This is a genomic window from Pseudoalteromonas sp. R3 (assembly GCF_004014715.1).
GTDB lineage: Bacteria > Pseudomonadota > Gammaproteobacteria > Enterobacterales > Alteromonadaceae > Pseudoalteromonas.
Window position 1 is genome coordinate 3,710,962 of record NZ_CP034835.1, and the last position, 13,368, is coordinate 3,724,329.

General features: G+C 47.9%; 13 protein-coding genes. 5 read left to right on the top strand and 8 right to left on the bottom strand.

Annotation, left to right across the window (positions count from 1 at the left end; translation table 11 throughout):
* The first annotated feature begins 2 nt into the window (after positions 1-2).
* Positions 3-1,151: a tRNA epoxyqueuosine(34) reductase QueG gene (queG, locus tag ELR70_RS21355; RefSeq protein ID WP_054015986.1), complete on the top strand. Its 1,149-nt coding sequence runs from the start codon at positions 3-5 to the stop codon at positions 1,149-1,151.
* Between the two features lie 168 nt (positions 1,152-1,319).
* Here the strand turns inward: queG and ELR70_RS21360 are convergent, their stop codons facing one another.
* Together ELR70_RS21360 and ELR70_RS21365 are read right to left on the bottom strand one after the other, a co-directional pair.
* Complete coding sequence (locus ELR70_RS21360; RefSeq protein ID WP_054015987.1) at positions 1,320-2,462, bottom strand: response regulator; 1,143 nt, start codon at positions 2,460-2,462, stop codon at positions 1,320-1,322.
* Positions 2,463-2,574: 112 nt separating this feature from the next.
* A complete protein-coding gene (locus ELR70_RS21365) occupies positions 2,575-4,530 on the bottom strand; it encodes an ATP-binding protein (RefSeq protein ID WP_054015988.1) in 1,956 nt (651 codons plus the stop codon).
* A 193-nt stretch (positions 4,531-4,723) separates the two neighbouring features.
* Between ELR70_RS21365 and ELR70_RS21370 the strand changes: the two genes are divergently transcribed.
* From ELR70_RS21370 to ELR70_RS21390, 4 genes are all read left to right on the top strand, one after another.
* Positions 4,724-5,290, top strand: a complete 567-nt coding sequence (locus ELR70_RS21370; protein WP_054015989.1) for a glutathione peroxidase — start codon at positions 4,724-4,726, stop codon at positions 5,288-5,290.
* A 65-nt stretch (positions 5,291-5,355) separates the two neighbouring features.
* Positions 5,356-5,637, top strand: coding sequence for a peptidylprolyl isomerase (locus ELR70_RS21375; RefSeq protein WP_054015990.1), 282 nt, complete (start codon positions 5,356-5,358; stop codon positions 5,635-5,637).
* Positions 5,638-5,782: 145 nt separating this feature from the next.
* The gene (locus tag ELR70_RS21380; RefSeq protein WP_054015991.1) at positions 5,783-6,361 is read left to right on the top strand and encodes a glutathione S-transferase family protein; all 579 of its coding nucleotides are present in this window, start codon (positions 5,783-5,785) and stop codon (positions 6,359-6,361) included.
* A gap of 187 nt (positions 6,362-6,548) precedes the next feature.
* Positions 6,549-6,899: a DUF2750 domain-containing protein gene (locus tag ELR70_RS21390; RefSeq protein WP_054015992.1), complete on the top strand. Its 351-nt coding sequence runs from the start codon at positions 6,549-6,551 to the stop codon at positions 6,897-6,899.
* Between the two features lie 6 nt (positions 6,900-6,905).
* Here the strand turns inward: ELR70_RS21390 and ELR70_RS21395 are convergent, their stop codons facing one another.
* From ELR70_RS21395 to ispG, 6 genes are all read right to left on the bottom strand, one after another.
* A complete protein-coding gene (locus ELR70_RS21395) occupies positions 6,906-7,289 on the bottom strand; it encodes a VOC family protein (protein WP_054015993.1) in 384 nt (127 codons plus the stop codon).
* A 126-nt stretch (positions 7,290-7,415) separates the two neighbouring features.
* Positions 7,416-8,888 (bottom strand): ribosome biogenesis GTPase Der, encoded by a 1,473-nt coding sequence (der, locus tag ELR70_RS21400; protein WP_054015994.1) that lies wholly within the window; start codon positions 8,886-8,888, stop codon positions 7,416-7,418.
* A gap of 74 nt (positions 8,889-8,962) precedes the next feature.
* The gene (gene bamB, locus ELR70_RS21405; RefSeq protein ID WP_054015995.1) at positions 8,963-10,138 is read right to left on the bottom strand and encodes an outer membrane protein assembly factor BamB; all 1,176 of its coding nucleotides are present in this window, start codon (positions 10,136-10,138) and stop codon (positions 8,963-8,965) included.
* A gap of 9 nt (positions 10,139-10,147) precedes the next feature.
* Entirely contained in the window at positions 10,148-10,765 is a 618-nt protein-coding gene (locus ELR70_RS21410; RefSeq protein ID WP_054015996.1) for a tetratricopeptide repeat protein, read from the bottom strand.
* A gap of 73 nt (positions 10,766-10,838) precedes the next feature.
* Positions 10,839-12,116, bottom strand: a complete 1,278-nt coding sequence (hisS, locus tag ELR70_RS21415) for a histidine--tRNA ligase (protein WP_054015997.1) — start codon at positions 12,114-12,116, stop codon at positions 10,839-10,841.
* A gap of 132 nt (positions 12,117-12,248) precedes the next feature.
* Positions 12,249-13,367, bottom strand: a complete 1,119-nt coding sequence (gene ispG, locus ELR70_RS21420) for a flavodoxin-dependent (E)-4-hydroxy-3-methylbut-2-enyl-diphosphate synthase (RefSeq protein WP_054015998.1) — start codon at positions 13,365-13,367, stop codon at positions 12,249-12,251.
* Position 13,368: the final 1 nt, after the last annotated feature.

A 13,368-nucleotide genomic window follows, 5' to 3' on the forward strand; every position in this document is an offset into this window, starting at 1 on the left:
CCGTGACAACCACTACTCATTCTTCTATTGATATTAACTATACTGAACTTGCAGAAAAAATTAAGCTCTGGGGCAAAGAACTTGGCTTTGCTGAAGTTGGTATCACCGATATAGATCTCAGCGAACATGAAGCGCAATTACAGCGTTGGCTCGATAACGGCTATCATGGCGAAATGGACTACATGGCTGCCCATGGAATGAAACGTGCCCGCCCCGCTGAGCTGGTGCCCGGTACGCAGAGAGTAATCTCAGTTAAAATGAACTACCTGCCACCTGACGCCAGCTTCGCCCGTGCGCTTAAAAATAAGCAAACGGCCTATATCAGCCGTTACGCTTTAGGCCGAGACTATCATAAAGTTATCCGTAATCGGTTAAAGAAACTCGGTCAGCGCATAGAGCAGGAAGTCGGACAGTTTGGCTTTCGCCCGTTCGTTGATTCAGCGCCAGTGTTAGAACGCCAGCTTGCTGAAAAGGCAGGTCTGGGCTGGCGAGGCAAAAATAGCTTGCTGATCAACAAGCAAGCCGGTTCCTGGTTTTTCCTTGGTGAGCTGTTTGTTGACCTGCCTTTACCTGTAGATAATCACCCACAAGAAGAAGGCTGTGGCAAGTGTAATGCCTGTATCACGCTTTGCCCCACGGGTGCGATTGTGGAACCCTATGTAGTGGATGCTCGCAAGTGTATTTCTTATCTGACTATTGAACTACAAGGCCCGATCCCCGAGCAGTATCGCGCATTACTGGGCAATCGAGTCTATGGTTGCGACGACTGTCAACTGGTTTGCCCATGGAACCGCTATGGCCAGCTCACGGACGAAAGCGACTTCCATCCCCGCCAGCAGCTCAAAGAGCAGGAGCTGGTCACCCTATTCAACTGGGATGAGTCCACGTTTTTGAAAAATACCGAAGGCAGTCCCATTCGTCGTATTGGTCATGAACGCTGGCTGCGTAATCTGGCCGTTGGACTGGGCAATGCCGACCCAGATCCGGGCATTATGAAAGCACTCGAGGCACGTCTTGAGTCGGCCTCAGAGCTGGTCAAGGAACATATTGTCTGGGCACTTGAACAACAACGCACTAAACAAACTCAGCAACAACGCAAGAACGCCAGATTGATCAGGATAATCGAGAAAGGCCTGCCAAGAGATGCTTAGAAGACTATATTTTCAACGCCTTATACAAGCTTAACTTCATACATACACCTATGTCACCGCCAGGAGCTGTGTATTTTATCTACTTCAATCCGAAACAAAATACAGTCCATCAGCGGCTCGCTCAGACTATCCAAGTTTTAGTACAGGCCGTATCTGTCTCAATTTTTGTCACTGTGATTGCTTTCCAGCCGAACTGAGCAAGGACAAATCACTTTCGATTTCAGTGAATGCTTCACGCACCTGCATAATGGCTTCTTCTCGGGCGATGGAGCCCTGGATCGCTTCATCAATATGTTGGTATATGAAGACTTCCTGATCTTCATCCAGCCCCATGGTCGGGATCCGCTGCTCGAATACTTCCTGTAGATTTCTGAAGATCGATTCATTCTGACTGCGGTTGTTGTTGAGCAAAGCCAGTAGGCCGGTAAACTTACTGTGGATCATGGTAATGGCTTCATTCAATTCCGCCTGCTGACAGATCAGTTGTTTACGCGTCAGGATGGCCAGTAACTGCTGCTCAGTGACGCTGGCAATAAAACAGATGTGATCTCTGAGCCGGCCATGCTTGTCGGCATCTTCTGATGGCATGTTCAAAATAAGTACACTAACCAGATTGTAATTGACTAGGATCCGGCTGGTAAACTCATGTAACCGGCCTTTAGAGCGTAATATTTCAAACAATTCCAGTACGATAGGGGAGCACAGTCCAGACGATGCGAAATGATGGCGCTGCTCGTCTACCCGAAATTCGATATTACAACTTAACCCCAAATTATTGAGACACTGGATCAGCGCTTTTGCTAACGCCTGAATATCATCAATTGCACCGATCTGCTCGATATAATTAACGATAAAACCCATCTCACTACTGGTTGCCATGGCGTTAAATGCTGTGGAGGTGGCGTCCTCTACCTGCTGCTCGAGGATATCTCGCTCCAGTAACATTTGCCCCAGATTGAGTAGCTTAGCCTTGAGTTCATTGTGGCCAAAAGGCTTAACAATGTAGTCTTCGGCGCCCACGGCATAACCTTCCATACGCTCTTCAACCGAGCCCCGTGCCGACACAAACATCACTATGATGTCTTGAGTTTGCAAATTTGCTTTAAGCTTTTTACAGACCTCATAGCCATTCATTTGCGGCATACTTACGTCCAGCAAAACAACCTGAGGGGCAAAATCTTCAACCACATCCAAACACTGCTGCCCACTGGTTACCGTAAGCAGTTCAAAATCAAGGTCTTCAAGTATTTCTTCAATGATTTCAAGGTTGAAAGGTTCATCATCCACCGCCAGGATTCGTTGCAATGCCATAACACAGTTCCTTTTCCGTTGCCAAGCTCTTGTCATCCGCCAACCCATAATAAAGCCACAAAGCCAGCGGTGACACTCATCCTTTAGTTATAGACAGTGATTCACGATGGCGCTAGTGCTGTGCCTGAATTGGCAGTTCAATATGAATACAGGCGCCCTCATCTGGGTTGTTCTCCGCATAAATACACCCTTTATGTAACAAGACAAACTCTTTGCAGATTGCCAGCCCAAGCCCCGTTCCACCTGCACCGCTGTTGGTTTTACTACTCTGTGCAAATTTATCAAAAATATGCTCCAGTTCATCCTCTGGGATCCCAACACCTTTATCACGCACCAACAGGTGTACATACCCTGATTTTTGCATGACAGTGACGCTGACTTCACTGCCTTCAGGGCTAAATTTCAGCGCATTGCCCAATAAATTTCTCATTACCTGAGTGAGCTGCTCAGCGTCACAAAACAGTATGATGGTGTCATCCTGCGCATCCAGTTCAATGTGGATATGGCGCGCCATCGCCAGACCTGAAACATCTTCTTTGGCGGTATGAATTAGGGTTAGTAAGTTATGCGCTGAAGGATTAAAAGGAAAACGCCCGGCATCCAGCTTGGACAAGTCCAGTAAGTTGTTCAGTAACAACAGTAAACGTTCGCCACTGGTTTCGATACGAGACAAATATTTTTCCAGCTTGCCAACGGGTATCTCGTCGCCACTTAGTTTATCGAGCCCGAAACGGGCAAAACTAAGGATAGAGTGCATAGGCGTTCTGAGTTCATGTGACATATTCGCCAGAAACTCAGATTTACTGATATTTGCGGCCTCCGCGGCCTCTTTGGCAGCCTGAAGTTGGGCCGTACGCGCCTGAACTTCTACCTCAAGTACTTCTTTGGCTTCTTCCAGTAACTGTTGTTTACGCTTTAATTGAGCAACATTCTTAAAAATTGCCGCCAACGCAATTTCGCCATGATGATCAATTTCAATAAAAGTGCCCATCAGGGGGATACTCGGCCCGTCCTCCTGTGGCAACACCAGCTCACAATTAAAATGGCGCAAGATGCCAGCATCATTTATTGCGTCTTGCAATGCTGCAACTGATGCAGGCTCAAACAGGTCAAATATCGAGTGCTGTTGCAGCTGATCGCTGGGCAGGCGCAGCAGAGTACTGCAACCATCATTGGCCTCAATGACATAACCTTCCAGATTAAACAGCATAATGGGATCCGGCGTATGCTTATAAATCACTCGTAGTAAACTGTCTCTTTCAATTAACGCATCAACGGTATCCTGTAAACGCTCAACCAGCTCCTGATTATGTCGACGCAGCAACTCGCTCTGCCACAGTTTGTGCAAAGATTGCAGCAGCGCACCTTCATCGATGGGCTTGGTTAGTACGTCTTCGACTCCCTGGCGGATAGCTTCCATCATATCAACCTGATCTTGCCGCGAGGTCATCAGCAAACAACGGGTATCGCGATGGATCTGACGCACCATTTTAAAGACATCCAGCCCACTTCCCTGCTCCAGATTGAAGTCACAAATCAACAAATCGATATGATGACTTCTCGCTTGTTGCATTGCCTCGGCAATACAGTGCGCGGTGACCACCGAAAGCTGTGCGCCACGCAAACTGGCTGCCAGACGTGCAAGCCGGTCCTCTCTGTGGTCAACCAATAAAATTTTGGGCAGCTCAAGACGGTCCTGATCGCCCGTCTCAAGTACTCGCTCCAGTAAGCTGGTAATGTCTTTGTTGCCATAAAAGGGGTAAATCACAATGGCATTGCACAGCATCCGGTTTAGGCGACTGAATGCCTCTACATGTTCCGAGTTTTCAGGCTTGGGGGCCAATAAAATCAAACGATCATGATCTCTAAGTGCAGACAATGAATCGAACGTAGTATCGGGCAGCCCATGCGCAATTGCGACAACATGGTAGGCAAAAAAATCCTGAACTTTGTGCAATACCTGAAAGTGCAGGTGTACCACTTCACACCCCAGTAACTCAAATAATACCTTCAGTCTCATAGCCAGCACACTACTACTATCGATAATCAATACCTTGTTGTTTTCCATAACTAAACCCTGTTTTGGTAACCCAATTTACCGGAGCAATTTTGTCATTCATTGCATTCAGTTTAGCCAATAAATACCAGCACGATACTTTGTACGCTTGAATCACGCTGTTCAACGGATAAACTGTGAACTGAACATAGTCGTACCGCGTATACTCAGTCATTGAATTTAAAACAGTTTCAGGGAGTCCCCAATGATAAAACCGTTAATGATCTCTTTCGCTCTGCTCACCAGCGCCACCATTCATGCCAGTGAAGCCCCTAATTTCTCAAAGAGCGCAGCGTGTGATGACTTCACGGGCTACGAGTTCAGAAAGTTGAGGTCAAAAGACACGGTTGACTTGTGTGCTTTCAAAGGCAAGCCTTTGTTGGTGGTCAATACCGCCAGTAATTGCGGCTTTACCGGTCAGTTCGACGGACTGGAAAAACTACACAAAGCCTATGCAGATAAAGGCCTGGTTGTACTAGGATTTCCTTCGGATGATTTTTTCCAGGAAGAAAATGACGAAAAAGACACAGCCGAAGTATGCTTTATAAACTACGGTGTCACCTTTACCATGATGGCAACCGGCGCGGTCCGAGGCAGTGATGCCAACCCTGTCTTCCAGCATCTCGGTGAACAAAGCGGGGCGCCCATGTGGAACTTTTATAAGTATCTGATTTCCGCAGATCGCAAGACAATTCAGCAGTTCAATAGTAGAACTAAGCCTATGTCAGAGCCGCTTATTGCTGCGATTGAAAAAGAACTTGATCTTAAATAATGCGCTTTAAATCCAATTATATTAGAATAATGTATGAGCAATAATTAACCACCCATGGAGAGATAATGACACTAGCCAGCGCAAGACATATTTTGGTCGATAACGAAGCCCAGTGCCTGGAGCTTAAGCAACGTATTGCATCAGGCGAAGACTTTGCCGACATTGCCAAGCAATATTCAAGTTGTCCGTCCGGTCAGGATGGAGGAGAGCTGGGAGAATTTGGACCGGGTATGATGGTGCCAGAATTCGACAAAGTGGTTTTTTCTGCACCGATCAATGAAGTACAAGGGCCTGTTCAAACTCAGTTCGGTTATCACCTGCTTGAAGTAACGAGCCGGGTCGATTAAGCGACCGACGCCCATTTGCTACTGGCAGCTTACTGCTGCTGGTAGCTCTGCTTGTAATTTCTGAAGTCTGCTCCGCTCTGTTTCTACCCACATAAAAGTAGTGCTATAGTCATTGCGCATCCAACTAAAACATAAGGATTGAGTGATGATCTTATACGGCTCCGACACGTCTCCATACGTCAGGCGCATCCGCATCTACTGCCTTCGCCATGATATTACCCTGGACTATCGAAAACTGGACATCTTCAGTGATGAAGGCAGAACGACGCTTAACCAATATAACCCGGCAAGAAAGTTACCGTTTCTGCTCGCTGATGATCAAGCGGTATTAGACTCAAATGTCATTGCCCGTTATTTACAACAGAAGTTTTCCCTCCCCCACCTCAACTGGGAGCAAGAAAACCTCTTGACGATCCTTAATGCTTGTAACGATTCCCTGGTAGAACTTTTGCTGTGCCAGCGTTCTGAGTTTGATACTAACGAAGACAGACTATTCTTTAACCTTCAACGTGGCAGAATAGCTGAAACCTTAAAAGTATTAGAGCAGCGTTGTCAGGAAAACGTATTTTTAAACTGCGAGTATCTTCAGATCAGTTTATACTGCCTGCTGGATTGGATCCGCTTCAGAAACCTGTTCGACTTAACAGCGTACAGTGCTCTGGAGCAGTTTTATGACCAGTGGCAGTCTCTTGATGAGGCACGTCTTACAGATCCCAGAGCGTAATACCAATTTGCTTAATTAAGTGTGCTATTTTGAGGCGAGAAAATAGGGTCGATAACAAGGCGAAAATTTCGCTATTTAGTCGCTCTAAATGAGAAACTTTTAACGCCGATAGCGTCGTATTTTCTCCTTCAAATTGAACAAGTATTAAGTGAAATTGGTAGAAGCTCGTTAACTTTGGAAATACACCATGAGTGACATCGAAATAGAATCGGAAGTAGTCAGTTTTGTCGTTGCAGCGAAAGAACAGGAGCAAGTGTGGGCACTGGGCTCAGAAGATGGCGGCCTGGTTGTCGTTGACTCTAACCAGTTTGAAGAATCAGACGTGTTACTGTTGTGGGATAACGAAGACAATGCAAAAGCACAATGTCGTGATGAGTGGGCTGATTTTAAACCTATCGCCATCGCACTTGACGAGCTGCTTGACGAATGGATTGAAGATTTACGCGACGATAACGCGCTGCTGGGTCTTAACTGGAACGATGACAACGTCTGTACAGAAATAGAGCCTGTCGGCCTTGCCCGAGCATTGTCTGAATAATCCCGCTTAGTCTGCGCAAACCAAGGCAACGAGCGTGCCTTCTATTGAGCGCACATAAGCCTGTGTGTGCTCTCCCTTTTGGCAGGGCGGCGACAAAGGCTCTGCGCCTGCCTCAACCGCTTTGTCGTAGCTTTTTGCGACATTCTCACAACCTAATGTCAATTCAAACCCCAGTGCAGGCTGCTTGGGCTGACTACGGATATAGCTTTGTTTAAACTGCGCCTGAGCAACTGGGTGTGTGGCAAATGCCAGTAGCACTTCTCCGGTATCCAGCTCACCATAATCCCCGTCCTCGCTGAGACCACAGGCACTCAGGCCAAATGCCTGATAATAAAAGTCCAGTACCTCTTCGACACTATCAACATAGATCACGGTTTTCAGAAACTGCATGGCGAATATTCGGGCTAAATAAATATAAATAAAGCATATTTTTCGTTCAGCGTAAACCGATTTAGGATCCAGACAACAATGAGGGAGGCAGTAAAAAGGGCACCATTTGCGCCCTTTTTCAAGCAGTTACTGCTTGTTCTTTTGCTCTTTGGTAAACGCTCTGAGTTTACGCTTCTGCGACAAAGTCATTTTGTTGGTGCGACCAGAATACGGGTTATCCCCTTCACGGAACTCAATCTTAATCGGCGTCCCCATGATATTTAGCGCTTTGCGATAGTAATTCATCAGGTAACGCTTATAGCTATCGGGCAAATCATGTACCTGGTTGCCGTGGATCACGATTCGCGGCGGGTTATAACCACCGGCATGGGCATATTTAAGCTTAACGCGACGACCTCGTACCAGAGGTGGTTGGTGATCGGCCTGAGCCATATCCATGATGCGTCTGAGCATGGCGGTACTAACACGCTTAGTTGCCGACTCATAAGCCTCTTCAACCGATTCAAATAAGTGTCCTACCCCAGTCCCGTGCAGTGCCGAAATAAAGTGCAGGCGCGCAAAATCGATAAAACCAAGACGGCGGTCCAGTTCAGACTTAATACGCTCTTTCACGTAGTCATCCAGACCATCCCACTTATTTACTGCAATCACCAAAGAGCGACCAGCATTGAGTGCAAAACCTAGCAAGCTGAGATCCTGATCAGAGATACCATCACGGGCATCGATCACCAATAAAATAACGTTGGCGTCTTCAATTGCTTTGAGTGTTTTGATTACCGAGAACTTTTCAACCACATCACTGACTTTCTTGCGCTTACGAACACCAGCCGTATCGATCAGTACATAGTCACGCTCATTACGGGTCATCGGGATATAGATGGAGTCCCGTGTGGTGCCCGGCATATCGTACACAATGACGCGCTCTTCACCGAGAATGCGGTTAGTAAGTGTCGATTTGCCCACATTTGGACGACCAATTATCGCCAGTTTAATGGGCTTGTCTTCAAAGCCGGTTTTACCCTCTTCCGGGGCTTCTTCCCCTTCCAGATAAAGCTCTGTCAGCAGCTCATCATCCTGCTCAATTTCATCTTCTTCAGCAGCCAGTTCAGCGATCACCGGACCTAGCGTGGCTTCCAGGAGTTGCGTCACACCACGACCATGCGCTGCGGCGATATGATACACCTCACCCAATGCTAACTGGTAAAACTCGGCACAGTTAGAATCAGCGTCAATACCGTCTGTTTTATTGGCAACAACAAAGCTTTTCTTTTGTTGTTTACGTAAGTGCTGCGCTATGGCTTGGTCAGCCGCGGTCATGCCAGCACGAGCATCAACCAGAAAGAGCACCACATCGGCTTCTTCGATGGCCAGCAAAGATTGCTCTGCCATTTCCGTTTCGATACCTTCTTCACTGCCATCAATACCGCCGGTATCGACCACGATAAATTCATAGCCATCATAGTTTGCCTGGCCATATTTACGGTCACGTGTTAAGCCGGGAAAGTCCGCCACCAACGCATCACGCGTGCGGGTAAGACGGTTAAATAAAGTGGATTTACCCACATTGGGTCGCCCGACGAGAGCGATCACAGGAAGCATAGACTACCTCTTTTAAAAACAACAAAAGGCTTCGCACCGCGAAGCCTTACTTCTATTTAAACCGTATAAAGTGATTACGGAATTTTTACCGCACTGACTTCACCATCACGGGTGTACAGGATCAGTTTGTCGTCTACCACGATTGGCTCGACAAAAAAGCCCGAACTATCAAATTCTTCGCGAGAAACCAGTGCACCGGTTTGCTTGTCTAACCAATGCAGGTTTCCTTCCTGATCTCCAACCACCAGATAATCGCCAGCTACCGCTGGGGTGGTAAGGTACCAGCCACGTAACGCGGACTGACTCCAGCGCTCGATACCTGATTCTCTATCTAGAGCATAGAGTACGCCCTCGCTATCTACCAAATAAATGGTATTCAGCTCAATGCTCAGATCCCGATAGCTGCTGTATTCGCGATCCCAGATCACATTACCATTGCGCACATCTAATGCAGCTAGTTTACCATTATACGCTATGGTATACACGGTACTACCCATCACAATCGGCTTAGTATCTACATCAACCAGGCGCTCAAACTCAGAGGCACCTTTTGCCAGAGCAATATCTGTACTCCAGGCCATGAATCCGTTTTCAGCAATCAATACCGACAGCTTGCCACTCTCTTCACCGATCAGTACGCCGCCATTCGCGGACGTGGGTGAACTCAAACCACGCAACGTCAGTGCCGGTACTTCCTGCTCAAACTGCCAGCGCTCTTCACCTGTATCAGGGTGTAGTGCCAGCAACTTACCTGAGCCCAGGTTCACATATACCAAGCCATCTCCGGCTGCGGGTACGGACAAAGATTCTCCTGGAACGGATTTACGCCACACCACTTCGCCTGTTTCGCGGTCCAATGCAACAACTTCACCATGCTCCGAGCCAATATACAGCTTGCCATAGGCCTGCAAAATGCCACCGGACAACTTTGCACTGTCATCGTCTTCCCAGGGCCAAAAAGCAGGGTTGTCTCGGGTATCGACTTCCCATAGCGTATCACCACTGCTGACATCCAGCGCAGCAACAAGACCGTTTCGCTCTGCCACGTAGACCGTATTTTGATAGAAAGCAGGGACCAAACGAGAGAAGTAATGCTCAACGCCATCACCCACAGACTCTTGCCAAACCACGTCAGTTTCAAACTGGTTTACAATCTCAGGTAGCACCAACTCTTCTTCATCATCACTTGAGGAGCACCCCAGTAACGACGCCATACACAGCGCCAGAGAGGCCATAGTCAACTTCTTCATGGCTACTCCTTAAAGTGCTGTTGTGCCAGCCAGGTCATCCAGTTTGATTTGCAACAGTGGGTTATTATCGCTGCCACCGGCTGTCACTGCCTTTTGGTATTCATCACGCGCGGCGTCTTTTTTACCTTGCGCTAAAAGAATATCACCTTTAACTTCAGCAAGCTGAGCTGCAAAGCTTGCAGGCATTTGATTGCCTAATGTAGTCATTGCCGCACTGTAGTCTTGTTGCGCCGCCTGAACGCGCGCCAAACGCAGATAGGCCGTAGCTTTTAACTCTGGCGCTTGCACGGTGCTTGCTGCGAAGCTCAGCTTCTCTTGTGCAACATCCAGCTTGCCTTGCTCCACCGCTTCTTTAGCAGCAACAAAAGCAGCCAGAACTGCGTAGCTAGACTCGCCGTTATTCGTTAAAAACTCATCGCTTTTGGTCAGAACGTCACCACTATCAACCAGCTGGTTGTAGGCTTCAGAACCGGCTTCTGCGCTATCGATTTGATGCTGATTGTAAGCTTTCCAACCATACAGACCACCCAGGCCCAGCACCGCGCCGATAATCAAAGATGTTCCATTTTCACGGAAAAATCGTTTTATTGCTTCGGCTTGTTGTTCTTCTGTTGAATAAATTTCCATTCTGACCTCTTTATTAATAGCGTAAAGCCAGTACCCAACTTTTGAGTAACCCGGCTTTACTGCGCATCAGCGCTTATTCCACCAACGTTGACAACAGGCTCTTTGCCTCTGCCAGTGTCAGGGTAACTTGTTCTTTATGTTCGCGGAGATACTTAACAGTCACCTTACCTTCGGCCAATTCATCTTCGCCAAAAATCAGGGCAACCAAGGCATCGCTTTTGTCCGCACGTTTTAATTGTTTCTTGAAGTTGCCACCACCGGCGTTAACCAGTACACGCAGACCTGGGATGTCACTGCGTAGTTGTTGCGCAATGACCGGAGCCTGAATGCCTGCCTGCTCGCCCATCGCAGCAACGAACACATCTGCATTACGGCGTAATGTGCCGATACGTTCAAGCTCTTGTAACATCAGTACAAGACGCTCCATACCCATTGCAAAGCCTACCGCAGGAGTCGCTTTACCACCGACTTGCTCCACCAAGCCATCATAACGCCCACCGGCACACACAGTACCTTGAGCACCTAAGCTATCGGTCACCCATTCAAATACGGTGCGGTTATAATAGTCGAGTCCGCGTACCAGTTTTTCGTTAACCTGGTATTCGACGCCCGCAGCGTCCAAACGTTCACATAAATTTGCAAAATGTTGACGAGATTCTTCGTCCAGATATTCAGACAGTTTTGGTGCATTCACCAAAATGGCCTGAACGTCTGGATTTTTACTATCCAAAACGCGCAACGGATTGCTGTACATACGACGTTTTGAGTCTTCGTCAAGTTGTGACTCATGCTGCTCAAGGAATGCAATGAGCGCGTCACGATAAGTCGCACGCGCTTCGTTTGAGCCCAGTGAATTCAGTTCCAGGCGAACAAAATCCGTGATCCCGAATTGCTGCCATAAACGCGCAGTCATCAGGATCACTTCCGCGTCTATGTCTGCACTGGCTACGCCAAAGGTTTCCACACCAAACTGGTGGAACTGGCGGTAGCGGCCCTTTTGCGGACGTTCGTGACGAAACATTGGTCCCATGTACCACAAACGCTGTTCCTGATTGTACAGTAAGCCGTTCTGGTTACCGGCCCGCACACAAACCGCGGTGCCTTCAGGACGCAAGGTCAGGAGATCGCCATTGCGATCTTCGAAGGTATACATTTCTTTTTCAACGATATCGGTGACTTCACCAATCGAGCGCTTGAACAGCTCGGTGGACTCCACGATGGGAAAACGGATCTCCTGATAACCAAAAGATGCCACTGTGTCACGTAAGATAGATTCTACCTTCTGCCAGACTTGCGTATCACCCGGCAGACAATCGTTCATACCTCGAATTGCCTGAATTTGTTTTGCCACTGAAATTCCTAGTAATCTAATTTTTTACACGAAATGACTGACTAAGCCGAAGACTTAGCCAGATCTGATAAACCCGCTATTATACCCAGCTCGGCTAAAACGTAAACGCTTAGTTTGCCTAGACTGTACCGGCTATTCGACTATCTTGACATCGATTTTGGGTTCATTCTGCTGTTTTTCAACATAGTTGCGTACCTGCTCTTCTAGCTGCTCGACGATATGCTCGTTATCAATACGCAGTTTCTGACGCTCGCCATTGATGTATAAGCCCGAACGACGGTTTGCACCGGCCAGACCTAAATCACTTATCAGCGCTTCGCCAGGACCGTTCACTACACAGCCAATGACAGAAACAGAGATGGGCGTGGTAATATCCTCCAGGCGCTCTTCCAGCTGGTTCATGGTATTGACCACATCGAACTCCTGACGCGAGCAGCTTGGACAAGCAATAAAATTGATACCGCGTGAGCGGATCCGCAAAGACTTAAGAATATCAAAGCCCACTTTGACTTCCTGTACAGGATCAGCCGCCAACGACACCCGCAGCGTATCACCAATCCCCTCTGCCAGTAGCATCCCCAGGCCCACCGCAGACTTTACCGAGCCAGCACGCATCCCGCCTGCTTCAGTGATCCCCAGATGCAGAGGCTGATCAATCTCTTTTGCCAGCAGACGATAAGCACCCACAGCTAAAAATACATCTGAGGCTTTAACCGAGACTTTAAACTGGTCAAAGTCGAGTCGCTGGAGGATTTCAACATGGCGCATGGCCGACTCAAGCAAGGCTTCTGGCGTCGGTTCACCATACTTTTCCTGTAAATCACGCTCCAGTGAACCACCGTTTACGCCGATCCGAATGGGAATGTTTTTATCTCTAGCGGCGTCAACGACAGCACGAATGCGCTCTTCATTACCAATGTTCCCTGGATTAATGCGCAAGCAATCAACACCATATTCCGCTACTTTCAGGGCAATACGGTAATCAAAGTGGATATCCGCTACTAACGGAATGTCAGACTGCTCTTTGATACTCTTAAACGCTTCTGCGGCTTCCATGGTTGGCACGGATACTCGCACAATGTCTGCGCCGGCATCGGCAATCGCCCGGATCTGTGCCACAGTGGCATCTACGTCCAGGGTATTGGTGTTGGTCATCGACTGTACGGCGATCGGTGCGCCATCCCCGATTGGGACATTACCCACATTAATTCGCGTGGATTTTCTACGTTTGATCGGTGATTCTGAAAACATG

Excerpts from the sequence above, each read along its gene's own strand:
- ELR70_RS21360 (WP_054015987.1), bottom strand. The coding sequence starts at position 2,462 with ATGGCATTGCAACGAATCCTGGCGGTGGATGATGAACCTTTCAACCTT.
- ELR70_RS21365 (WP_054015988.1), bottom strand. The coding sequence starts at position 4,530 with ATGGAAAACAACAAGGTATTGATTATCGATAGTAGTAGTGTGCTGGCT.
- ELR70_RS21370 (WP_054015989.1), top strand. The coding sequence starts at position 4,724 with ATGATAAAACCGTTAATGATCTCTTTCGCTCTGCTCACCAGCGCCACC.
- ELR70_RS21375 (WP_054015990.1), top strand. The coding sequence starts at position 5,356 with ATGACACTAGCCAGCGCAAGACATATTTTGGTCGATAACGAAGCCCAG.
- ELR70_RS21380 (WP_054015991.1), top strand. The coding sequence starts at position 5,783 with ATGATCTTATACGGCTCCGACACGTCTCCATACGTCAGGCGCATCCGC.
- ELR70_RS21390 (WP_054015992.1), top strand. The coding sequence starts at position 6,549 with ATGAGTGACATCGAAATAGAATCGGAAGTAGTCAGTTTTGTCGTTGCA.
- ELR70_RS21395 (WP_054015993.1), bottom strand. The coding sequence starts at position 7,289 with ATGCAGTTTCTGAAAACCGTGATCTATGTTGATAGTGTCGAAGAGGTA.
- der (WP_054015994.1), bottom strand. The coding sequence starts at position 8,888 with ATGCTTCCTGTGATCGCTCTCGTCGGGCGACCCAATGTGGGTAAATCC.
- bamB (WP_054015995.1), bottom strand. The coding sequence starts at position 10,138 with ATGAAGAAGTTGACTATGGCCTCTCTGGCGCTGTGTATGGCGTCGTTA.
- ELR70_RS21410 (WP_054015996.1), bottom strand. The coding sequence starts at position 10,765 with ATGGAAATTTATTCAACAGAAGAACAACAAGCCGAAGCAATAAAACGA.
- ispG (WP_054015998.1), bottom strand. The coding sequence starts at position 13,367 with ATGTTTTCAGAATCACCGATCAAACGTAGAAAATCCACGCGAATTAAT.